Origin of the sequence: Rhodoferax ferrireducens (assembly GCF_049302455.1) — a bacterium.
Classification (GTDB): Bacteria; Pseudomonadota; Gammaproteobacteria; order Burkholderiales; family Burkholderiaceae_C; genus Rhodoferax; species Rhodoferax ferrireducens_B.
Genome location: NZ_JBAQMD010000024.1, coordinates 79,040 through 100,293, shown reverse-complemented (window position 1 = coordinate 100,293; position 21,254 = coordinate 79,040). Strand labels below are relative to the sequence as shown.

Genomic DNA, 21,254 nt, shown 5'->3' with positions numbered 1-21,254 from the left:
CTGCTATACAACCAATAGCTACTAACGTAATACTGACGCCGGCTTTTGCCCTATTTGATCAAATTCTGCACGGCTTTAAAGTGGGGATGCTCGGCGCCGCCCAGCCACTCAAACGCCACCATCTCGGTCGTTACCAGTTCGGCCCCAGCGCCCGCCAGCCGGTCAAAGGCAGCGTCGCGGTTGCGCTCGGTGCGTGAGCTGCAGGCGTCGGTCACCACCCAGACTTCAAACTCATCTTCGAGCAAATGCAGCGCGGTTTGCAGCAGGCAAACGTGCGCCTCGCAGCCAGCAATCACGACCGTGTTGCGCTCGGGCGCATTTGCAGTCGGCTTTTGCAGGTGCTTGGGCAAGCTGCGCGCATTGCCCGCGACCGGCTTGGCTGGTGGACGCAACCACTCGCCCAGGCCTTCTTCGACACCGCTGAAATGCATTTTGCTCAGGGTCTGCGTGCACAGCGCCCGCAATTCGGGCGCGTTTTCGCCCAACTTGGACGGATTTTGCTCAGTGCCCCAAATTGGTACCTCCAGCAAACGCGCCATTTGCGCCAGGCGCAGCGCGTTGGCCAGCACCAGCGGAGCTTCAAAAATGGCGGGCATCAGGCGGCTTTGGTAATCCACCAGCACGAGTTGGGATTGGGCAGCATCTAGCAACATGGCAGGCTTTCCTTTAGGAAATTGAACATTTTCGGGTACTGGTCAATTAAACCGCAAGTGTTCAGGCTATCTGTCGGTTGGTACAGATTTTGCTCATGGCTTATGGGACAAGCGACATAGTTGGATCAGGTTATAAATATTTTGCATGAACAGCAAGAGTAAACCCCGATGCCAAGCTATCCCCAGGGGGACTAAAGTTCGCCCCGGGGATAAATCCGCAGGAAACTGCCGCTGTCCTTTGTTTGATTCATTTTTTCCACTGGAGTAATGCAAATGCATCTGAGTAAATTACAAACCCTGACCGCTGTCGTGGCAACCTTGGGCGCCTTCATGACCGCCCCTGCCCACGCGGGCAAGACCCTGGACGGCATCAAGGCCCGTGGCCAGGTGGTCTGCGGTGTCAACACCGGTCTGGCCGGTTTTGGTGCGGCTGACTCAGCGGGCAAATGGTCTGGGTTGGACGTGGATGTATGCCGCGCCATCGCTGCTGCCACCTTGGGCGATGCTGAAAAGATCAAATATGTGCCGCTCAATGCGCAGCAACGCTTCACGGCCCTGCAGTCGGGTGAAGTGGACGTGCTCTCGCGCAACACCACCTTCACCCTGACCCGCGATGCATCTTTGGGCCTGCACGACACCGCAGTGACCTACTATGATGGCCAGGGCTTCATGGTGCCCGTCAAGAGCAAGATCAAGAGCGCCAAGCAGCTCAAGGGCCAAACCGTGTGTGTGCAATCCGGAACCACCACGGAAAAGAACCTGACCGACTACTCCAAGGCCAACGGACTGAACATCAAACCGGTCGTGTTTGAAAAGCTTGAGGCCGCTGAAAACGCTTACTTTACCGGCCGTTGCATTGCCTACACAACCGACGCATCCGGTCTGGCTTCGACTCGCAACAAGGTTGCCAAGGACCCCAAAGAACACATCATCCTGCCTGAACTCATCTCTAAAGAGCCTTTGGGCCCCATGGTGCGCCGCGGTGACGACGAGTGGTTTGCGATTGTCAAATGGGTTATTTATGGCCTGCTCGAAGCTGAAGAATACGGCATCACCCAAGCCAATTTGGAAGGTTTGAAGACCACCAGCAAAGACCCCGTGGTGCAGCGCATCCTGGGCACCTCTGAAGACTCCGGAAAGCTGCTGGGTCTGAGCAAGGACTGGATGGCCAACGCCATCAAGGCCACTGGCAACTATGGTGAAATTTTTGAACGCAATGTCGGCCCCAGTTCGCCGCTGGGCCTGCCGCGTGGCGTCAACAACCAGTGGAACAAGGGCGGTTTGATGTACGCCTATCCGGTGCGTTAATTCGCGGCACTCAGCCCTGACCGGCGCCGCTTGATGTCGCTCTGGCGATTCACGCGGCGCCTTTTTTTATGACGCTCTGTTCAGGTGTCCCTCTTGTTGTTTCACGAAGCACTGCAAATCGCAAAGCACAATGAATTCCAAAAATCCTCCTAAAAAGAATAACTGGTCCTGGCGAAGTCAGGCCTTTCGAGGCCTGATTTACCAGGTCGTTGCCCTTTTTGTCATTGGCGGCTTTGTCTGGTTTCTGGCCCACAACACCCTGCTCAACATGCGGGTGCGTGGCATCCAGAGCGGGTTTGACTTTCTGACACAAGCGGCCGGCTTCGATATCGGCGAGAGCCTGTACCCGTTTGACTCGGCCCAACCGTACTGGCAAGCCTTCCTGGTCGGCGTCACCAACACCCTGCGCGTGGCCGTGCTGGGCATTGTTCTGGCGACCGTGTTAGGCACCCTGTTAGGCGTGGGGCGGTTCTCGCGCAATGCCCTGGTGCGCGGCCTGTGCCAGGTCTACGTGGAGCTTTTCCGCAACATCCCCGTGCTATTGCAACTGCTGTTGTGGTACGTGATCTTGACCGAGGTATTGCCCGCCGCCTCCGATGCCTGGGTGTTGGGCTCTTTTTTCTTGAGCAAAGGCGGGCTCAACTACCCTATTCCGGTATGGTCTATCGGGCAATTGTGGGCCGCTTATGGTTTGATCCCCGGTTTGGTTTTGGCCTGGGTTTACCGGCGCTGGGCCAAGCGCCAATTTGAGGCGACCGGCCGGGTGCGCAGCATGTTCTGGATGCCGACGGTGATCATTGTTGCGGCCAGCCTGCTGGGATGGTTGCTCGGTGGCGCACCCACTGCTTTGAACCGACCGTTCAAAGGTGATTTTTCGATTGAAAACGGGGGGGCGCTGACACCTGAGTTTTTGGCTGTGTTATTGGGTCTGACGCTTTACACCGCCTCCTTCATCGCCGAGGTGGTGCGCGGTGGCATCCAGTCGGTACCACTGGGCCAGAGTGAAGCGGCTGCCGCCTTGGGCCTGAGCCGCCAGCAGGAAATGCGCCTGGTGATGCTGCCGCAAGCGTTGCGCGTGATCATCCCGCCGCTGACCAACCAATACCTGAATCTGACCAAAAACTCCTCCCTGGCGGTGGCCATTGGCTACCCCGATGTGGTCTCCATTGCCAACACCGCGCTCAACCAGACCGGCCGCGCGGTGGAGTGCATTTCATTGGTGATGCTGGTTTACCTGAGCACCTCGCTGGGGACCGCCATTCTGATGAACTGGTACAACAGCCGCTCCGCTATCAAAGAACGTTGACCCCGGACCCACACCATGACTGCAACTATTTTTCAACCCATCGCGGCGCGCCCTGCCCCGGTCGATACCGAAGGCCCGGTCGCGTGGGTCAAGGCCAATTTGCTGGCTGACTGGAAAACCACCCTGGCGACCCTGATCGTTGGCGGCGTTTTACTGTGGCTGGTACCGCAAATCCTGAACTGGGCGGTGTTCAAAGCCGCCTGGCTACCCAACTATGAGGCCTGCCGCGCCGACGGTGTGGGCGCCTGCTGGGGCGTGATCGCCGAGAAATACCGTGTCATCATCTTCGGACGCTACCCGTTTGAGGAACAATGGCGCCCGCTGATTGCCACTGTGCTGCTCACCGGCTTGCTGGTGGCCAGCTGCGTGCGCATGTTCTGGAAAACCTGGCTGCCGCTGCTGTGGCTGGTCGTGCTGGCAGCATTTTTCACCCTGATGTACGGCAACACACTGGGCCTGACCCAGGTGGACACCGATCGCTGGGGCGGCTTGCCGCTGACCATTCTGCTGGCCTCGCTGTCCTTGGTGATGTCGTTCCCGATTGCACTGCTGGTGGCACTGGGGCGGCGCTCCAGCCTGCCCGCCATCCGCAGTTTTTGCACCATTTACGTCGAGCTGATTCGCGGCGTGCCGCTGATCTCGGTGCTGTTCATGGCCTCCTTCATGTTTCCGCTGTTCATGCCGCAAGGCTTCAAGATCGACGTGCTGATCCGCGTGTTGGTGGGCATCACCCTGTTTGCCGCGGCCTATTCGGCCGAGGTCATTCGCGGCGGTTTGCAGGCCATTCCCAAGGGGCAAGTCGAGGCGGCCGCCACCCTGGGGCTGTCGTACTGGCAAACCCAGCGCAAGATCGTGCTGCCGCAAGCCCTGGCGATGGTGGTGCCGGGCATCATGAACAACTTCATTTCCACCTTCAAGGACACCTCGCTGGTCACCATCGTCAGCCTCTATGAATTGACCGGGGCCATGAGCCTGGCGCTCAACTCCGACTCCAACTGGCGCCCATTCACGATTGAAGGCTACATTTTTATTGCCCTGATTTATTTTGTGTTTTGCTTCTCCATGTCGCGCTACAGCCACTGGGTCGAAAAACAAGTCAACAAAAGCAAACTGCGCTGAAACCCTCTCACCCAAAAGAAAACAATCATGTCCGAGTCCTCAACCCCACAACCCATCATCATTTTCGACAAGGTCAACAAGTGGTACGGCAATAACTTTCATGTGCTGCGCGACATTGACCTGACCGTGGCCAAAGGCGAACGCATCGTCATTTGCGGGCCGTCGGGCTCGGGAAAATCCACGCTGATCCGCTGCATCAATCGCCTTGAAGAGCACCAACAAGGGCGTCTGGTCGTGGACGGGATCGAACTCGCTGACGACGTCAAGGCCATCGACCAGGTGCGCAAGGAAGTCGGCATGGTGTTTCAGCAATTCAATCTGTTCCCCCACCTGACGGTCCTGGAGAACCTGACGCTGTCACCGATGTGGGTCGGCAAAATGCCCAAAAAGGAAGCCGAAGAAAAGGCCATGCACCAGCTCAACCGGGTGCGCATCGCCGAGCAGGCCGAGAAATACCCGCTGCAACTTTCAGGCGGCCAGCAGCAGCGGGTCGCCATTGCGCGTGCCTTGTGCCTCAAGCCCAAAATCATGCTGTTTGACGAGCCCACGTCGGCGCTGGACCCCGAAATGATCAAGGAAGTGCTCGATGTGATGATTGCCATGGCCGATGAAGGCATCACCATGCTGTGCGTCACGCATGAGATGGGCTTTGCCAAGGCGGTGGCCGACCGCGTGATCTTTATGGATCAGGGTCAGATCGTGGAACAAAACAATCCGCACGACTTCTTCAACAACCCGCAAAACGAGCGCAGCAAAGACTTTTTGTCGAAGATTCTGGGGCATTGAGCGCCGGGTCAGCTGATGGCCGGGTTCGGTTGGATCGGCGGCAGGATCAAGCCGGCCCGCAAAGGCCAGCTGACATTAGCTATTACTTTAATAGCTATATATCGTTATTCCACGGTGGCTTGAGGCCTAAAGGCCTTAAACTTTTTGGCAAACTGACACGCGGTACTGCCCTGGCCCCTGACCTTGCCAGCCCTTGAAGGCGTGATGAAACGCTGGCGTATCCTGAAAACCCAGCAGATAAGCCACTTCGGCCACCGGCATGGCCGAGTTGCTCAGGTAATGGCGAGCCAATTCGTGGCGGCTGCTGTCCAGCAGCGTCTGATAAGCCACCCCCACATCCGCCAGGCGGCGCTGCAAGGTGCGGGTGGACAGGTGCAAGTCTGAGGCGACGCCGGCGAGTTTGACCGAACCGCTTCCCAGACGACCAGAAATACTTTGGCGCACCTGGGCCACGATGCCCACATCCTGCGGATAACGCGCTTGCAGCAAGGCTTCGGCGTGCTGCTGCAACAGCGGCAACAAGGCCTTGTTGGCCTGTGGGATGGGCCAGGCCAGTACCGAGGCCGGAAAGATGGCCCGGTTTTCAGCCGCGCCCCAGCGCACACGCGCCCCACTCCACTGCGCAATACGCGCCGATGTGGCGGCGTCGGTGACGTGCGTGAACTCAAGGTCAAAATCGATCAGGGGCTTGCCGATCAGCCACTGGGCGCAGGTCTGAATGCCAGAGAACACAGATTCCGCCAGCACACCGGCCATCGGGTGCGCGGCGCAGTCGTTGCGCCAGGCGTAAACCACCCTGTCTGCGTGCCGGGTGAAGCTGGAGCGACCCAGGTCATGCACGAGCGACTCAAAACGCAGCACCTGTTGCAGTGCATCCCCCAGGGTTGGACAAGCCAGCAGCAAGATACCGTTGACGCCATAGGAGGTGGGTTTGACACACTGCCCCAGACGCCAGCCAAACAGCGGCCCACCTTGGGCGCGAGCCGCCTGCAGCAGGTCCAGGTAGGCCGCTACCGAAACATCGTCATCGCCGATGGCGGCGCGCCCGAGCGTCGCCATCAACAGTGCGTCGTCCAGCCCCTGTGCACGCGCTGCATCCCACAGCGTGTGGGCGTAGGGCGCCACCACGCGCGCGTTTGGAGCGACGGCCGGGATTGAACAGTCGGTTAACGGCATCGCGCAATGATAGTCGCGCGCCTTTGCATGGAAAATTGGCTTGCTTGGCCGCTATGTCTTCAACAAGTTCCAGCGCCTGCGCTGCATTCAGGGCATTCTGTCGGCCGGACCGGCGTCGATGACGATGGCCCGAAAGTCGTTCACATTGGTCAGGGTGGGCCCGGTCACCACAGAGTCACCCAGCGCCTGAAAGAACCCGTGACCATCGTTGTTGTCGAGACTGGCACGTGGATTGATGCCAAGGCCCCAGGCCCGAGCCAAGGTGTCGGGTGTGATGACGGCACCGGCAATTTCCTCGGCGCCATCAACGCCATCAGTATCGCCGGCAATGGCATGGATGGCGGTCAATCCGTCGAGGGCAACAGCGAGCGCGAGCAAAAACTCCACATTGCGACCACCCCGGCCAGTTCCCTGCACCGTCACCGTGGTCTCGCCGCCCGACAGCAGCACGCAGGGCGGTGTGAAGGGTTGACCGTGCAGAGCCACCTGTCGTGCGATGCCCGCCAGCGTCTTGCCAACCTCGCGTGCCTCGCCCTCCAGGCTGTCACTGAGGATGTAGCTTGCAAGGCCCGCGCTGCGGGCGACCCGTGCCGCAGCTTCGAGTGCCATTTGGGGCGCTGTGATCATGCGCGTCTCGCTTCCCACCAGCCGCGCGTCGCCAGGCTTGACGCTCTCGCCCTGACCGGATTCCAGCAGCGAGCGCACTGCGGGCGGCAACTCAATGCGGTATCGGTCAACGATGGCCAGCGCATCGGTGCAGGTGCTTGGGTCCGCCACCGTGGGGCCGGAGGCAATGTCAACCGGTGCGTCGCCGGGCACGTCCGAAATCAGCAGGGTGAGCAGTCTGGCGGGGTGGCAGGCTGCACCGAGCCGCCCGCCCTTGATGCTTGAGAGGTGACGGCGCACGCAGTTCATCTCGGAGATGCTCGCCCCGCTCTTGAGCAACCCAATGTTGACGGCCTGCTTGTCCGCCAGCGTCAAGCCGGGGCCCGGTGCGACCAGCAGTGAGGAACCGCCGCCGGAGATCAGTGCGATAACCAAATCGTCAGGGGTCAGGTCGCTCACGGCATCCAAGATGCGCTGGGTGGCAAGCAGACCGGCTGCATCGGGTACCGGATGCGCCGCCTGCACAATGTCGATTCGCTTGCAAGGCACTTCGTAACCATAGCGCGTGACCACCAGACCTTCGAGCGGACCGCTCCAATGCTCTTCCAGCGCCCGCGCCATGGCAGCAGAGGCTTTCCCCGCGCCGATGACGATTGTTCTGCCCTTTGGCTGTGCTGGCAGAAATGGCGGCAGGCACAGCGCCGGCTGCGCTGACGCAACGGCTGCGTCGAACATGCTGCCCAGCAATTGCCTGCGGTCGATCGGGGTTTTTGTTGTCATGTTGGTACTCTTTGATCAAGGGGTAAGGGTCGAATGAACCGAAAAGAGTTTCGCACTTGGCGCGATAGAACCCTCAACTGGCGACATCCTCAGTCGCGCTGGCTGACGCACAGGCTCTGCGTGGCCCGGCCAATGAGCCCGTGTGTGTCGTAGAGCGCCGATTCGGCGAGGCCGCCGCCGTTCGGGCCAAGAAAGGTACGGGCATCGAGGCAGATCCACTCACCCTGAGGCCGACGCAAGAGATTGATGGTCAGGTCCGAATTGACGAAGCTGTAGCTTTTTAAGTCGAGAATCGCGCTGATGCCATTGCCCGAATCAGCGGCAACGGCGACGCGCTGGTAGACACTTGGTGCCTCGCTGCCGAGCAGCGGGTGGCGCAAGCGGAACCAGATGGCACAGGGACCGTTGAAGAAACGGCCATGCGCGACGCGGGTCTCGACCAAGTCGGAGTAGCCCACATGCTTGCTGGCAAAGGGGAACGTCGCCGCTTGCGACGCTTCGGGCCCCATCGGCGCCAATGGCAGCGGGTGGCCCGGCAGGCCGTCGGGCAGTTGCAGGTCGTTCTCGCGCTGGGCCAGTGCCGTGAAGCGCGCGACTTCCTTCCCGCCAGCCAGGAGCCGCGCCGAGAAATGGCCGGCGTTGCGCCCGGCATAGTCGGTGGCGACCTCGACCGCGACCTCGCCAATCGGCACCGGACGCAGCAGGTTGGCGGTGAGGCGCGCGATGTGGGTCAAGCCGTGGGCGGCGGCGGCGTGTTCAATGGCGCGGCACACCAGCGCAATGGGTGGCCCGGCGTGCTGGTGCGCGGGGTGCCAGGGACCGCGCGTGAGCAAGCTGGCATGGTAGGCGCCACTGTCCAACACGGTGTAGGCGCTGGCGGGCATGGCTGAGGTCATGGTCATGGGTTATTGAGGCTCGTGGAGCCCCCTCCTGTGCGCGCATTATCCCGTGAAGAAGCGGCGGCGCGGGAGCATCAAGCACCGACGAAACTGATCCCGGCTATGCCATGCCGACATGGCCTCTCAACTGTCAAATGACATTGGTATGGGGCCAGCCGTTTTGAAACGCGGCCTGCGACCTCGACACATGGAGTGGCTCACACCCTCCCGAGGGCACACAAGACACAAGCCCGCGCCGATGCCGGACTCTCGTAAAAAACGATTCTGCTCAACGTTTGCGCCGGCGCGACGCGTAAAGGGCAATCAAGGCGACTGCCATCAGCGCAGTCAGGGGAGGCTCGGGCACGGTTATCGTGAAGCGGTCCCCGATGAGTTGATGTGCGCTCGCCGTCGGATGCACGCTGTCCCAAAACAGGTAGGAATCGGGGTTCGCACAGACCGCCACGCCGTTGAAACACGGCTGCGTCACGTTCGAGAAACCGTAGTCAGCGGGGTTATTGATCAGACTGTCCAACAGGCTAAAAGTGTCAAATTCGAGAATATTGAGGCCGGGGTCCGCTGCATTCAATGCGTCGGCCAACAAATGAAGCCCAGCGTTGAAACCCACGGATATCCCTGTGAGTTGAGCCGACGCTGCTGCCCCCAAAGACAGCCCAAAAGGCGTCAGCCCTATGTTGGGCATGTTCGGCATCAGGATGGTACGGGCCCCGTCAAGATACAACTGCTGCGCCGCCAACTGCAGGTTGAACAACGCCAGGGACATGGCAGCCACAGGATCGGCTGAGGAATCGAGCGCCGAGAAAAGGTCGTTCGGTCCGGCCCAAAGCACGACCAGGCTTGAGGGATTGAGACTGTGCAATGAAGTGAAATCGGCCACTTGTGCCAGCACGCCGGTGTTACTGCCGGAAAATGCCGCAGCAACCAACGGATTCGAATTGAACCTGAGGTAGTTCATCGATCCAGTCTCTGCGCCCCCGTAGGCATAGTTACTGCCTCCGAGCAGCGACGGGGCTAACGAAAGCCCCAGATTGGCAGCCAGTCGCTCGACGGCGACGGGGCCGTTGCTGAAGCGCTGGGCATACGGAGCGGGTGGGAAGCCGTTCCCTGACCCGAAAATGGCTTCGGTGTAGGCATAGGCGTTGCCACCGTCCGAGAGGCTGTCGCCGAAGACGGTGATCGACGTGTACGGTGTAGCCGCCGCCGCGACTGAAGCGCACGCGAGAACGAGTGTCAAGACGCCACGTAATATCTTTTCAAGCATTTTCCGCACTCCCCATCCAAGTCGTTGGTCACAGCGAACGGCGCGCCCGGCTGGCGCGAGCACATTCTTGACGAATTGCGACACATCATTCGCAATTCGTCAAACATGCGCAAGATTCAGGCCAAATGCAAAAAATTGTTAAATTTCAAGGGCTTGCGGGAGACACTTCCGGGATCACGCGGCGAACTGTAAAGTAAACCGACGTCGGGTCGATTGCCCTGGGGCATCCAAGGCCTTGGCATCCATCAAACCTGGCGCGATAGAACAATCGATTGGCGGCATTGCGAAACGGCAAATGACTGGCCTTGTTTTACATTCGGCTTGATATTGAAGCAACAAGGAGCAAGGCATGCGACGATGGAACGGCTGGGGGGACGACGCGACCTCGATGGACCTGAGCGAGGCTGCGCGCGCCATGCTGAACACGCGCCTGGGGCCCGGACTACCCGAAGTTGACGCCACACGCGACGCGATGCTGGCGCAGGTTCCGACCTCGCGCCTGCCCACGCATCCGCTCATTCAAACCGACGCCGACACCCGCTTTGCCATGGCGCTGGGCGAGAGCTTTGGCGACTGGATCCGCAAGCGCTTTGGCGCCCTGCCCCCGGTGCCCGACGGCGTGGCCTTTCCTGAATCCTCAAGCCAAGTGCGCGAGCTGATCGACCTGGCCAACGCAAACAACTGGATCGTGATCCCGTTTGCCGGCGGCACCAGCGTGGCCGGACATCTGGATTGCCCGATCAGCCAGCGGCCGATCCTGTCGGTCAATCTCAGCCGCATGAACCGCCTGCTGCACCTGGACAAGCCAAGCCAGTTGGCCACCTTCGGCGCCGGCACGCCGGGGCCACTGGTCGAGGCGCAATTGCGCGCCCACGGCTACACACTGGGGCATTTTCCGCAGTCGTTTGAATATTCCACGGTGGGCGGCTGGGTGGTGACACGCTCCAGCGGCCAGCAGTCGCTGCGCTATGGGCGCATCGAGCAGTTGTTTGCGGGTGGAAAGATGGAGTCTCCGGTCGGCACACTGACCATTCCGACCGTGCCCGCGGCCAGCGCCGGGCCGGACTTGCGCGAGCTGGTGCTGGGTTCGGAAGGCCGCTTTGGCATTCTGACCGAGGCCGCGGTACGGGTCTCACCGCTGCCAGAGCACGAGAGTTTTCACGCCCTGTTCTTCCCCCATTGGGACGCTGCCGAGGCTGCGGTGCGCGAGCTGGTGCAGCGCAAACTGCCCTTGAGTCTGCTGCGCCTGTCCAACGGCATCGAGACCGAAACCAACCTCACGCTGGCGGGCCACGCGCGCCTGATCGGCTGGCTGCAGCGCTACTTGTCCTGGCGCGGCTGCTTTGATGCCAAATGCATGCTGATGTTGGGCGTGACGGCCGACACCCGCACCGCGCGGCACGCCCTGCGCGAGGCGCGGCGCCTGCTGGCAAGACATGGCGCCGTCTACATTGGTCCTGCCATGGGAGCCAAGTGGGCGGCCAATCGCTTCAAGGGACCCTATTTGCGCAACACGCTGTGGGAACAGGGCTACTCCGCCGACACGATCGAGACGGCGGTGGACTGGCCGCAGGTGAAGCGCCTGATGCTGGCCATGGAGCAAGCCGCACGCGACGTATTTGCGCCCTACGGCGAGCGGGTGCACGCCTTCACTCATCTGTCGCACCTGTACCCGCAGGGCAGCAGCATTTATTCGCAATTCGTCTGGGCCACTGCGCCGGGCGGCTTTGCGCCGAACTTTGAGCGCTGGCAGCGACTCAAAGCCGCGGTCGCCGCCACCATCGCGGCGCACGGCGGCACGGTGAGCCACCAGCACGGTGTCGGGCGCGACCACGCCGCCCACCTGGCCGAGGAGAAAGGACCATTGGGCATGGCCACGTTGGCTGAGCTGTGTCGCCACTTTGATCCGAAAAAAATCATGAACCCCGGCAAGCTGCTGCAGGACGAAGGCCCATGGGCGAGTTAAACGCAGGCACAGAACGCGCTAAAGGCCTGGCGCGGCTCGACGCCCCCACCTGGGACCTAGTGGTGATTGGCGGCGGCATCAGCGGCGCCGGCGTGGCCCAGCAGGCGGCGCGCCGCGGCTGGACCGTGCTGCTGATCGAGCAGCGTGACTTTGCCTGGGGCACGTCCAGCCGCTCCTCCAAGCTGGTGCACGGGGGCTTACGCTACCTCAAGGAAGGCGACATCAAAACCACCCTGCACTCGGTGCGCGAGCGCGAGCGTCTGATGCGCGAGGCGCCAGAACTGATCGAGCCGCAGAGCTTCTTGTTTGCCGATTGCAAAGGGCGCAAACCCGGGCGCTGGCTGTTTCAACTCGGCTTGATGGTGTACGACCTGATGGCAGGTCTTCACAGCCACGGCTGGGCCGATCTGGCCGAGGTGCAGATGCTCGCCCCCGGCTTGGCGCCGCCCAAAATGCGCGGCGCCCTGGTATTCCAGGACGCCAAGACCGACGATGCGCGTCTGGTGTGGCGTGTGCTGATGGAGGCGCAGCGCGACGGGGCACTGGCCTTGAACTACGTGAGCGCACTTGGCTTGCAGCTTGATGCGGGTCGCGTATCCAGCATCACGGTGCAAGACGTGCTCACCAATAGGCAGTTTCAGGTGCGTGCCAAAGCCGTGGTCAACGCCACTGGCGCCTGGGCCGACCGGCTGCGTGGGGCGGTGGGCGGCAAGCCCATGCTGCGCCCCTTGCGCGGCAGTCACTTGGTGGTGCCGTTCTGGCGTTTGCCCGTCGCGCAATCCATCAGCCTGATGCACCCTCAAGACGGCAGACCGGTGTTTCTCTATCCCTGGGAGGGCGCCACGCTGATCGGCACCACCGATTTGGATCACCGCCAAGACCTGGATGTGGAGGCCTCCATCACGCTGCAGGAAGTGGACTACCTGCTGGCAGCGGTGAACGACCAGTTCCCCGCCGCCGCCCTGCGCGCCGCCGATATCAGCGCCTGTTATGCCGGCGTGCGTCCGGTAGTGGATGACGGCACGGGTTCGGCCTCCCAAGCCGCACGGGACCATGTGGTGCTCAATGAATCGGGCCTGATCACGCTGACCGGGGGCAAGCTCACAACCTTTAGGCTGATGGCGCAAGACGCGCTGGCACTGGCGGCGCCGCATGTCGGCAAGCCGTTTGCGCGTAACGCCGCCGCCGTGTTCACCCCGGTGGGTGAATTGAATCCGCACTGGAGCACGGCCGTGCACCACCGGCTGGCGGCGCGCTATGGTTATCGGGCACAGGAACTCTGCACTGGCACGACGGACGTGGAGCTGCAGACCATTCCCGGCACCAACACCCTGTGGCTGGAGCTTGCAATCGCGGCCAAGCATGAGGCCGTCGTGCATCTGGACGATCTTCTGTTGCGCCGCACACGGCTGGGCATACTGTTGCCGCGTGGTGGCCTGGACCATCTGGCGCGCATCCGGTCGCTGTGCGCGCCGCATTTGCTGTGGAGCGATACCCAATGGCAAACTGAGATCGAGCGCTACCGCGCGCTAATTGCCGCACACTATCAAGCGCCCGACCCACTCGTGATACCTTGCGGGACAGACCGCAGCCTGGACAGCAGGCCAGCTCTGTCCTCAACTGATTGAACCCCCATGAGCAAGACCTACCTGCTGGCCATCGACAACGGCACCCAGAGCGTACGCGCCCTGCTCTTTGATTTGCAAGGCAATCTGGTGGACAAGGCGCAGGTCACCATAACCAGCTACCAGTCACCGCAACCGGGATGGATGGAGAACGACCCCGAGGCCTTCTGGCAAGCCCTGTGCGACGCTTGCCAGCGCCTGTGGGCCGTCACCAGCGTGCCCAAAAGCGCGATTGCAGGCGTGGTCATCACCACCCAGCGCGGCACCACCATCGCGCTGGACAAAAACGGCCAGCCCTTGCGCCCGGCCATGATCTGGCTGGACCAGCGCCGCGCCGACCAGTTGCCCAAGTTGGCGTGGTGGTGGGACGCTGCCTTTCGCGCCATTGGCATGCGTGAGACCGTGCGCTTTTTTCAACGCGAAGCCGAGGCCAACTGGATCGCGCAGCACCAGCCTGAACTGTGGGCCAAGACAGATAAATACCTGCTGCTGTCGGGCTACCTCAACTACCGCTTTACCGGCCGATTTGTTGATTCGGTGGCTGCGCAGGTGGGTTACATCCCGTTCGACTACAAAAAAGGTTGTTGGGCCGCCAAACACGACTGGAAATGGCAAGCCATGCCGATCACCGCCGCCATGTTGCCCGAGCTGGTGCCTGCAGGGACCACCATCGGCCAGGTCAGCACGCAGGCGGCACTGGCCACCGGTATTCCGCAAGGATTGAGCGTGATCGCGGGCGCCGCCGACAAAGCCTGCGAGGTCATCGGCGCGGGCTGCCTCACGCCCGAGATTGCCTGTCTGTCTTACGGCACCGCTGCCACCATCAACACCACCACACCGCGTTACCTGGAAGCCACGCGCTTCATCCCGCCCTACCAGGCGGCGGTGCCGGGCCACTACAACACCGAGATCCAGATCACGCGCGGCTTTTGGATGGTGAGCTGGTTCAAGGCGCAGTTTGGTCTGCACGAGCAGCAGCTTGCCCAGCAACGCGGCGTGGCACCGGAGAGCCTGTTTGACGAGTTGGTGAACACCGTACCACCGGGCTCACTGGGCCTGATGCTGCAGCCGTTCTGGAACCCCGGCATCAAGGTGCCGGGACCGGAGGCCAAGGGCGCGGTCATTGGCTTTGGTGACGTGCACACACGCGCCCACCTGTACCGCGCGATTCTGGAAGGCCTGGCCTATGCGCTGCGTGAAGGCAAGGAACGAATTGAGAAGCGTGGCGGGCAGCGCATCACGCGCGTGCGGGTGTCGGGCGGCGGCTCGCAAAGCGACGCGGCGATGCAGATCACGGCCAATGTCTTCAACCTGCCGTGCGAGCGGCCGCATCTGTACGAGACCAGCGGCCTGGGCGCCGCCATTCTGGCCGCCGTGGGTTTGAAGCTGCACCCTGACTTTGCCACCGCCGTTCATGAGATGACCCGCATCGGCCAGGTGTTTGAACCCGAACCCGCGCACGCCAATACCTACGAGCAACTCTACCGCCGCGTCTACTGCCGCATGTACCAGCGGCTGCAGCCGCTGTACCGGGATATTCAGGCGATCACGGGTTATCCGGAGAATTGAAAAAACCAGATCAAGCATGATCTCCCACTGGCCAACAATGCGCCTCAGGGGCTGGGTCGAATATTCTGATTCATGCGAAACAGATTATCTGGGTCGTATTTTTTCTTCGCGCTGACCAGGCGCTCGTACCCGGGTCCGTAAGCGGCCTTGATGCGCTCGGGTTCATCATCGGTCAGGAAATTGACGTACACACCGCCGGTCGCATAAGGCGCGGCCTCGCGGAAGAACCCGCGCGCCCAGGCGATACCTTTCTGGTCTTCCGCCGCGGTGTCCCAGCGCCCGTGAACGTTGCAGACGTAGATGGCATCCCGATGGGCGTATGCGGTCGCGTCCGGCTTGGGCCGCGTGGTCGCGCCGCCGATCAGGCCGAAGAATATTTCGCAGTGCGGCGAGGGCAGGTTTTGCACGTATTTCACCGCCACCTCGATGGCGCCGTCACTCAGGTCAACAAAATTGTGTGATTTCCAGTAGTTCCGGGCGCCCGGTGTCAGCAGCGGGTCAAAGGTTTGTTGCCAGGCCGTGTAGGGCTGCATGCCGATAAATTCTCCAAGGATGGTACCGAGTTTTCGCATGGGTTCTATCGCCTTTAGCCCCTCGTCGGGTTTGCCGGCGTGGAACACGCAGAAGGCAATGATCTCGGTTCCGTGCACCTCGGGCGGGAGAAAAGGCAGGGGCGGCGCTTTGCGCATCACGGTCCAGACATTCGTGTCCTCGCCGAGTTGCTTGACGTACTCACGCAATTGCTTCAGCGCAGAGGTCGCGTCTTTGAGTGCATAGACAATCAGGCCGCCCAGGATCTCTGGCCCGACCGGATGCAGTTTGAACTCAAACCGGCTGACGACGCCAAAATTGCCGCTGCCGCCGCGAATCGCCCAAAAGAGATCGGGGTTCTCGGTGGCGCTGGCGCGAAGCAGGCGCCCGTCGGCGGTGATGACGTCGGCGGCCAGCAGATTGTCCACCGTCATGCCGTACTTTCGGGACAGCCAGCCGAATCCGCCCCCCAGCGTGAGCCCGGCCACACCGGTGGTCGAATTGATGCCCATTGGGGTGGCCAATCCAAAGGCCTGGCATTCGTGGTCAAAGTCGCCCAGCGTTGCGCCCGGCTCGACGTGCGCGACTGACGCGATGGGGTCGACCGTCACGGCGCGCATGGCCGACAAATCGATCAGCAAGCCGCCATCGCAGACAGCATTCCCCGCAATATTGTGTCCGCCTCCCTTGACGGCCGTCAGGAGGCGGTTCTCATGCGCAAAGGCCACGGCCTGGCGGATGTCGGCCACGCCAGCGCAACGCACCACCAACGCAGGGCTGCGATGGATCATGGCGTTCCAAACGGTGCGCGCTTTATCAAAGCCATCGTCGTTCGGAAGCAGCAGCCCGCCTCGCAAAGAGGATCTCAATTTTTCGACAGTGGCTTCATCAAATGTGGCACGCTCTCCAGACAGTTGAAGCACTTTCAAGCTTTCCATACTTCGCCTCCATTTCCATCAATAATGCGGATCTCGCTTTGATCCGTCTTCGCGCCTTGTCCGTCCCTGGGGTTCAGCTTAGGCAGGCCGGGCACCATCGCCGCCACGGACGTCACTTCGTCGTCAGGCACTGTTCCGGCGCAGTCCTGCGTATTGAAATCCGCACATGACGCTTTCAATATAGTCAATTTCATAAACCTTACAAGGATTTTCTGAAATGAGCATCATTCCTATTACAAAAGTGACATGCATGCTTCCGGTCAAGGACAGCCGCGCGAAGCCTGCAGCCCATGGGAGGCAGGCCAGCGGGCGGAAAGGCGCCACACACGGCCTTGAGTTTTCGCGTCGACAACATCGCTGATGCCATTGCACGGCTTGGGGCGCGTGGCGTAACTTTTGCCGATTACGACTACCCCGACCTGAAAACGGTCGACCATGTCTGCGTGCTCGGCACGGAGAAGGCGGCCTGGTTTGAGGACACCGAAGGCAATATCCTGTGCCTGCACGAAGACGTGGCGTGAACGCCAGCGGCCGCAGGGCTTGTCGGCTCCCATGACGTTCGGGGAAAAACGGGTATTTGCTCCCGGTCGACTAAGGTGGCATCATTCAATACGCGCATCAACAGGCACTTGAATGTCCCGCCCCAACCTGAAATCCGATCAACGCTGGTTCAAGCAGTTGTTTGAGTCATCACCAGATCCCGCCTGGATCATCGACGGTAACCGGTTTGTCGAGTGCAATGAGGCAGCCGTCAGGACACTGGGCTACACAAGCCGTGGCGAGTTCCTGAACGTTCATCCGTCAAAACTCTCGCCCCCCACGCAATCCGATGGTCAAGACTCCTTTGCCAAGGCCGAGAGCATGATGGCCATTGCCATGGACAAGGGTTTGCACCGGTTTGAATGGATGCACAAAAGGGCCGATGGCACAAATTTTCTCGCCGAGGTCACGCTCTCGATCGTCGAACTGGAAAGCAGGCCAGTCATCTATTGTGTTTGGCGTGACATCACTGAACGTAAGCGCATCGAAGAGAAACTGCAACGGCAAAACCACATACTGTCCGCCGTCATCGACAACTTCCCAGGCGGCATCTCACTGTTCGACGCTGAGCTGCGCCTGGCGGCGCACAACGACCAGTTCAAGCAGTTGCTCGATCTTCCCGATTCGCTGCTCGGCAATCCCGGGGTGGGTTTCGAAGACATCGCTCGCTACAACACGGGTCGCGGCGAGTACGGCCCCGGTGACCCCGAGCAGCAGATCGCAGCCATCGTTGCCCGGGCAAGCCACTTTCAGGCCCACAAATTCGAGCGAGTTCGCCCCAACGGAACGGTGCTGGAGATCCGTGGCATGCCCCTGCCAGACGGCGGTTTTGTCAGCACCTACATGGATATCAGCGAGCGCAAGCTGGCCGACTTGCAGCAACGTATTGCCGCCACTGCCTTTGAATCTCAGGAGGGCATGTTCATCACCGATGCGGCCAGCACGATCCTGCGCGTCAACCGGGCCTTCACGGACATTACCGGCTATACGGCCGAAGCGGCCGTGGGTCAGAATCCGCGCCTGCTCAAATCTGGCAGACACGACGCAGCCTTTTATGCTGCCATGATGGACAGCCTGCGATGTAGCGGCAGATGGCAGGGAGAACTCTGGAATCGGCGCAGGAACGGCGAGGTATACCCCGAATGGCTCAGGATCACCGCAGTCAAGGACGACGCGGGAGAAGTCACCAACTACGTTGCCACCTTAACCGACATCACCGTGCGCAAGCGGGCGGAAGACGAAATCAGGACTCTAGCGTTTCATGACGCACTGACGCAACTGCCGAACCGTCGTCTGCTCAGCGACCGCCTGAGCCAGGCCCTGGCAGCGAGCAAGCGCAGTGCCTGCCATGGCGCGTTGATGTTTCTTGATTTGGACAACTTCAAGCCGCTCAATGACACGCACGGGCATGAGGTGGGCGATCTGCTGCTGGTTGAGGCGGCGGATCGACTGACGCGATGTGTACGTGAAATAGACACTGTTGCGCGCTTCGGCGGCGATGAGTTTGTGGTGATGTTGGTCGATTTGGAAGCGAATCTGCCGCAAGCGGCCCTGCAGGCCCGGTGCATTGCTGAAAAAGTCCGCGTCGCATTGGCGCAGCCCTATCTGCTGACTCTCAATCACGGATCGAACACCAACACCACCGTTGAGCATCATTGCACGGTGAGCATCGGTGTGGCGTTGCTCATGGACCACAAAGGCAGCGCGGATGACTTCCTGAAGTGGGCTGATATCGCAATGTACAAAGCCAAAGAAGCGGGGCGCAATACCGTTGTGTTCCATGACTGCGACGCATGACAAAATCCCAATTGCACACAAGGCCTGACGCTGGCCCGATGCAAGTTTGAAATGGGCACAGGAGACTTCAGATGAAACGATTCGCGGTGGCTTTGGCCAGCGTACTTGGGCTGGCAGCCGGTAACGCCCTGGCCTGGAGCAATCACAGCTTTGCCGTCTACCGCACTTTTGAAAATATGCCCGAAGTGGCGAATGCAGTGGTGGTCACGGTCGAGCCGCTGGAAGCCTTCCTGAAGGCGCAAGAAAAATCTATTGAAACCCTGCTGGTCAGCCAGGAAACCTGGGCACAAACCCACCTGGACGTCTACCCACCCTGTCCGGCAGAACTGGTTTTCAGGGCCAACCCAACGCGAACCGACGAGGCCCGGCGACTGGCATTTCTGATGGCTTTGCGTGTGGCGCCCAACAGCAAATTGGCACTCTACATTCAACCCGATCCCTGGAGCCCGCGCCCGGACGCTGCCACGCTGCTGGCACACGCCAGCGTCAACACGCTGCCCGAGCAACCCAACTCAAACTACCGTTTTGTCGGCATCAAGGCGGGCGACAAGGTCTCGCCACTGAGCGTGCTGGCCTCGGCCACCGATGAGCCGGACTACGGTTTGGACATCAATCTGTGGGCCGACAGCCCGTCGGACTGGGGCAAGGCCTACGGCTTTGGCGCCTTGCCGTTTGGCAATCCCGCGCTGTACTTCTCGACCCAGGCGCCGTTTCACATGGGTTTCTACCACGAAGACCGCGTTATTTACCTGGTGGCGCCCTTCATCAAGAAGACTTTTCCTCTGCTACGTACCCACCAGTACAGCAGCCTGGCCGCGCTGGCTTTCCGAACCGGCCACCCTTATTGGGGCTGGCGCTTCACCGGGCTGGCGCTGCACTATGTGCAGGATCTGACGCAACCGTATCACGCCAGCCTGTCGCCCGGCAATTCATCCGTGAAACTAATCGGCATCAACCTGCTGGCGATGGCCGGGCTGCCCAGAATGAAAGACGAAATGATTGTGCTGCTGTCCAATCGCCATCTCGCGCTGGAAAAATACCAGAATCAGCTCATTTACAACGCCGCGCTGGCCAGGCAGGAGACCAGCATCGAAAAGTCACTGCGCAACAGCGACAGAGACGCCAGCTACCCGGCCTGGTCCGACCTGTATGCACGCGATGTCGTGAGTCGCCAGTCTCATGCCCTTGGCAGCAGGCTGACCGACATTCTTGTCAACACCCTGCCGCCTGGCTATGTTTCCGACCCGTCATTTGATTTCGGCGTGAAGGAATCGGGTATCAATCTGGTGGCTGAACTAAGCCAACAAGATGCCGCCAAACGGGCCGGGCTGGACCGTGTCACGACCGAACTGATGGGTAATTTTGGCGCCCACAGCCGCAACATGGTGCGCGGCGTGCTGAAAGCCAGCGCGACGCCGTAATCAGGCCCAGATGACCGAACGCATCGAGATCGATGCCGCCTGAAAACTGGTATTGAAAAACTGCGGCGTTTCGCTGGCATCGACGGCCCCGGCCGCATAAAGCAGGGGCAAAAAATGCTCATGGGTGGGATGTGACTGTTTTGCAACCGCCCCGAGCGCCTGAAAATTCTGTAGCGCAGCCAGATTCCCGTTCTGCAGATAGTCGGCAATGGTTTGATCGAATTCAAGCGCCCAGTCATACGCCTGATTCGGCCCGGCGCCCATCTGCAGGGTGCGCAGGTTGTGCACCATATTGCCGCTGCCCACAATCAGCACACCAAGCTCGCGCAAACCTTTGAGTTGCTGGCCCAGCGCATAGTGCTCTGCAGGGGGGCGGCTGTAATCCATGCTGAGTTGAATGACCGGCACATCGGCAGCAGGAAACATCGGCTTGAGCACGGACCATGCACCATGGTCAATGCCCCATTCCTGAAAATCGAGTGATAAGGGCTTGGCGCTGCCGGGCTGATGCAGGCACTGGCTGATTTCCTGTGCGGCTTGCGGAAAACCCGGCGCCGGGTACTGCTGATCGAAAAGCGCTGGCGGGAAACCGCCAAAATCGTGAATCGTTTTGGGCTGAGTCATGGCGGTCAGCCACCAGCCGTTTGTGAGCCAATGGGCAGAGATACACAAAATGAGCTGTGGCATGGGCCACTGCGCACCAAATTTGGCCCCCAGCGATTGCCAGCTACGACGATAGTCGTTGTCTTCAATGGCATTCATGGGGCTGCCATGGCCCAGAAAAATAACCGGCATTTTGCTCGTTTTTTTCAGCGCTTGGACAGAGCCGAAGGCGCTAGCATTTGACACGACAGTCATCAAATCTCCAAAAATTAGCGACACCACTGGCGCCGTGGCACCAGTGCCAAAACCCTAAGCCTTGCGACGCGAGCAGTGTCCTTGATTTTCCTTTATAAAGAGCTCATCAAGCGAA

The 21,254-nt window shown here is 60.6% G+C and carries 18 protein-coding genes; 10 read left to right on the top strand and 8 right to left on the bottom strand.

Annotated features, from left to right (window positions below; all coding sequences use genetic code 11):
- Positions 1 to 50: 50 nt before the first annotated feature.
- A complete protein-coding gene (locus WA157_RS04090; protein WP_422619746.1) occupies positions 51 to 653 on the bottom strand; it encodes an isochorismatase family protein in 603 nt (200 codons plus the stop codon).
- A 273-nt stretch (positions 654 to 926) separates the two neighbouring features.
- On the opposite strand from WA157_RS04090, the gene WA157_RS04085 reads away from it, so the two are divergent.
- From WA157_RS04085 to WA157_RS04070, 4 genes are all read left to right on the top strand, one after another.
- Positions 927 to 1,961, top strand: a complete 1,035-nt coding sequence (locus tag WA157_RS04085) for an amino acid ABC transporter substrate-binding protein (protein WP_422619745.1) — start codon at positions 927 to 929, stop codon at positions 1,959 to 1,961.
- A 130-nt stretch (positions 1,962 to 2,091) separates the two neighbouring features.
- Entirely contained in the window at positions 2,092 to 3,267 is a 1,176-nt protein-coding gene (locus tag WA157_RS04080) for an amino acid ABC transporter permease (protein WP_422619744.1), read from the top strand.
- A 15-nt stretch (positions 3,268 to 3,282) separates the two neighbouring features.
- A complete protein-coding gene (locus WA157_RS04075; RefSeq protein WP_422619743.1) occupies positions 3,283 to 4,386 on the top strand; it encodes an amino acid ABC transporter permease in 1,104 nt (367 codons plus the stop codon).
- A gap of 27 nt (positions 4,387 to 4,413) precedes the next feature.
- Positions 4,414 to 5,172 (top strand): amino acid ABC transporter ATP-binding protein, encoded by a 759-nt coding sequence (locus WA157_RS04070; RefSeq protein ID WP_011464613.1) that lies wholly within the window; start codon positions 4,414 to 4,416, stop codon positions 5,170 to 5,172.
- A gap of 135 nt (positions 5,173 to 5,307) precedes the next feature.
- Here the strand turns inward: WA157_RS04070 and WA157_RS04065 are convergent, their stop codons facing one another.
- The 4 genes from WA157_RS04065 to WA157_RS04050 all read right to left on the bottom strand — a co-directional run bounded on the left by WA157_RS04065 (position 5,308) and on the right by WA157_RS04050 (position 9,894).
- A complete protein-coding gene (locus WA157_RS04065; RefSeq protein ID WP_422619742.1) occupies positions 5,308 to 6,348 on the bottom strand; it encodes an AraC family transcriptional regulator ligand-binding domain-containing protein in 1,041 nt (346 codons plus the stop codon).
- Between the two features lie 87 nt (positions 6,349 to 6,435).
- Complete coding sequence (locus tag WA157_RS04060) at positions 6,436 to 7,734, bottom strand: glycerate kinase type-2 family protein (RefSeq protein ID WP_422619741.1); 1,299 nt, start codon at positions 7,732 to 7,734, stop codon at positions 6,436 to 6,438.
- An 89-nt stretch (positions 7,735 to 7,823) separates the two neighbouring features.
- Positions 7,824 to 8,636 carry a thioesterase family protein gene (locus WA157_RS04055; RefSeq protein WP_422619740.1) on the bottom strand — a complete coding sequence of 271 codons (813 nt, stop codon included), beginning with the start codon at positions 8,634 to 8,636 and terminating at the stop codon, positions 7,824 to 7,826.
- A 265-nt stretch (positions 8,637 to 8,901) separates the two neighbouring features.
- Positions 8,902 to 9,894 carry an SGNH/GDSL hydrolase family protein gene (locus tag WA157_RS04050; RefSeq protein ID WP_422619739.1) on the bottom strand — a complete coding sequence of 331 codons (993 nt, stop codon included), beginning with the start codon at positions 9,892 to 9,894 and terminating at the stop codon, positions 8,902 to 8,904.
- 349 nt (positions 9,895 to 10,243) lie between these two features.
- On the opposite strand from WA157_RS04050, the gene WA157_RS04045 reads away from it, so the two are divergent.
- From WA157_RS04045 to WA157_RS04035, 3 genes are read left to right on the top strand one after another with little or no spacing between them, the layout of a single operon-like run.
- The gene (locus tag WA157_RS04045; RefSeq protein ID WP_422619738.1) at positions 10,244 to 11,860 is read left to right on the top strand and encodes an FAD-binding oxidoreductase; all 1,617 of its coding nucleotides are present in this window, start codon (positions 10,244 to 10,246) and stop codon (positions 11,858 to 11,860) included.
- A complete protein-coding gene (locus WA157_RS04040) occupies positions 11,848 to 13,488 on the top strand; it encodes an FAD-dependent oxidoreductase (RefSeq protein ID WP_422619737.1) in 1,641 nt (546 codons plus the stop codon). Before WA157_RS04045 ends, WA157_RS04040 begins: the two co-directional genes overlap by 13 nt.
- A 6-nt stretch (positions 13,489 to 13,494) precedes the next feature.
- Positions 13,495 to 15,054, top strand: coding sequence for an FGGY-family carbohydrate kinase (locus WA157_RS04035; RefSeq protein WP_422619736.1), 1,560 nt, complete (start codon positions 13,495 to 13,497; stop codon positions 15,052 to 15,054).
- A gap of 44 nt (positions 15,055 to 15,098) precedes the next feature.
- Here the strand turns inward: WA157_RS04035 and WA157_RS04030 are convergent, their stop codons facing one another.
- The gene (locus WA157_RS04030; RefSeq protein WP_422619735.1) at positions 15,099 to 16,523 is read right to left on the bottom strand and encodes an FAD-binding oxidoreductase; all 1,425 of its coding nucleotides are present in this window, start codon (positions 16,521 to 16,523) and stop codon (positions 15,099 to 15,101) included.
- Positions 16,511 to 16,717, bottom strand: a complete 207-nt coding sequence (locus tag WA157_RS04025) for a hypothetical protein (protein WP_422619734.1) — start codon at positions 16,715 to 16,717, stop codon at positions 16,511 to 16,513. The genes WA157_RS04030 and WA157_RS04025 overlap by 13 nt, the downstream gene beginning before the upstream one ends.
- Before the next feature lie 138 nt (positions 16,718 to 16,855).
- Between WA157_RS04025 and WA157_RS04020 the strand changes: the two genes are divergently transcribed.
- The 3 genes from WA157_RS04020 to WA157_RS04010 all read left to right on the top strand — a co-directional run bounded on the left by WA157_RS04020 (position 16,856) and on the right by WA157_RS04010 (position 20,281).
- Positions 16,856 to 17,044, top strand: a complete 189-nt coding sequence (locus tag WA157_RS04020) for a VOC family protein (protein ID WP_422619733.1) — start codon at positions 16,856 to 16,858, stop codon at positions 17,042 to 17,044.
- Positions 17,045 to 17,156: 112 nt separating this feature from the next.
- Positions 17,157 to 18,860, top strand: coding sequence for a PAS-domain containing protein (locus WA157_RS04015; RefSeq protein ID WP_422619732.1), 1,704 nt, complete (start codon positions 17,157 to 17,159; stop codon positions 18,858 to 18,860).
- 71 nt (positions 18,861 to 18,931) lie between these two features.
- Positions 18,932 to 20,281: a hypothetical protein gene (locus WA157_RS04010; RefSeq protein WP_422619731.1), complete on the top strand. Its 1,350-nt coding sequence runs from the start codon at positions 18,932 to 18,934 to the stop codon at positions 20,279 to 20,281.
- On the opposite strand, the gene ygiD is transcribed toward WA157_RS04010, so the two are convergent.
- Positions 20,282 to 21,139 (bottom strand): 4,5-DOPA dioxygenase extradiol, encoded by an 858-nt coding sequence (gene ygiD / locus WA157_RS04005; RefSeq protein WP_422619730.1) that lies wholly within the window; start codon positions 21,137 to 21,139, stop codon positions 20,282 to 20,284.
- Positions 21,140 to 21,254 lie beyond the last annotated feature (115 nt).

Bases quoted from the DNA above. Each gene is read 5' to 3' on its own strand.
- WA157_RS04085 (WP_422619745.1), top strand. From the start codon at position 927: ATGCATCTGAGTAAATTACAAACCCTGACCGCTGTCGTGGCAACCTTG.
- WA157_RS04090 (WP_422619746.1), bottom strand. From the start codon at position 653: ATGTTGCTAGATGCTGCCCAATCCCAACTCGTGCTGGTGGATTACCAA.
- WA157_RS04030 (WP_422619735.1), bottom strand. From the start codon at position 16,523: ATGGAAAGCTTGAAAGTGCTTCAACTGTCTGGAGAGCGTGCCACATTT.
- WA157_RS04070 (WP_011464613.1), top strand. From the start codon at position 4,414: ATGTCCGAGTCCTCAACCCCACAACCCATCATCATTTTCGACAAGGTC.
- WA157_RS04010 (WP_422619731.1), top strand. From the start codon at position 18,932: ATGAAACGATTCGCGGTGGCTTTGGCCAGCGTACTTGGGCTGGCAGCC.
- WA157_RS04025 (WP_422619734.1), bottom strand. From the start codon at position 16,717: ATGAAATTGACTATATTGAAAGCGTCATGTGCGGATTTCAATACGCAG.
- WA157_RS04065 (WP_422619742.1), bottom strand. From the start codon at position 6,348: ATGCCGTTAACCGACTGTTCAATCCCGGCCGTCGCTCCAAACGCGCGC.
- ygiD (WP_422619730.1), bottom strand. From the start codon at position 21,139: ATGACTGTCGTGTCAAATGCTAGCGCCTTCGGCTCTGTCCAAGCGCTG.
- WA157_RS04060 (WP_422619741.1), bottom strand. From the start codon at position 7,734: ATGACAACAAAAACCCCGATCGACCGCAGGCAATTGCTGGGCAGCATG.
- WA157_RS04035 (WP_422619736.1), top strand. From the start codon at position 13,495: ATGAGCAAGACCTACCTGCTGGCCATCGACAACGGCACCCAGAGCGTA.
- WA157_RS04080 (WP_422619744.1), top strand. From the start codon at position 2,092: ATGAATTCCAAAAATCCTCCTAAAAAGAATAACTGGTCCTGGCGAAGT.
- WA157_RS04075 (WP_422619743.1), top strand. From the start codon at position 3,283: ATGACTGCAACTATTTTTCAACCCATCGCGGCGCGCCCTGCCCCGGTC.
- WA157_RS04055 (WP_422619740.1), bottom strand. From the start codon at position 8,636: ATGACCATGACCTCAGCCATGCCCGCCAGCGCCTACACCGTGTTGGAC.
- WA157_RS04045 (WP_422619738.1), top strand. From the start codon at position 10,244: ATGCGACGATGGAACGGCTGGGGGGACGACGCGACCTCGATGGACCTG.
- WA157_RS04050 (WP_422619739.1), bottom strand. From the start codon at position 9,894: ATGCTTGAAAAGATATTACGTGGCGTCTTGACACTCGTTCTCGCGTGC.
- WA157_RS04015 (WP_422619732.1), top strand. From the start codon at position 17,157: ATGTCCCGCCCCAACCTGAAATCCGATCAACGCTGGTTCAAGCAGTTG.
- WA157_RS04040 (WP_422619737.1), top strand. From the start codon at position 11,848: ATGGGCGAGTTAAACGCAGGCACAGAACGCGCTAAAGGCCTGGCGCGG.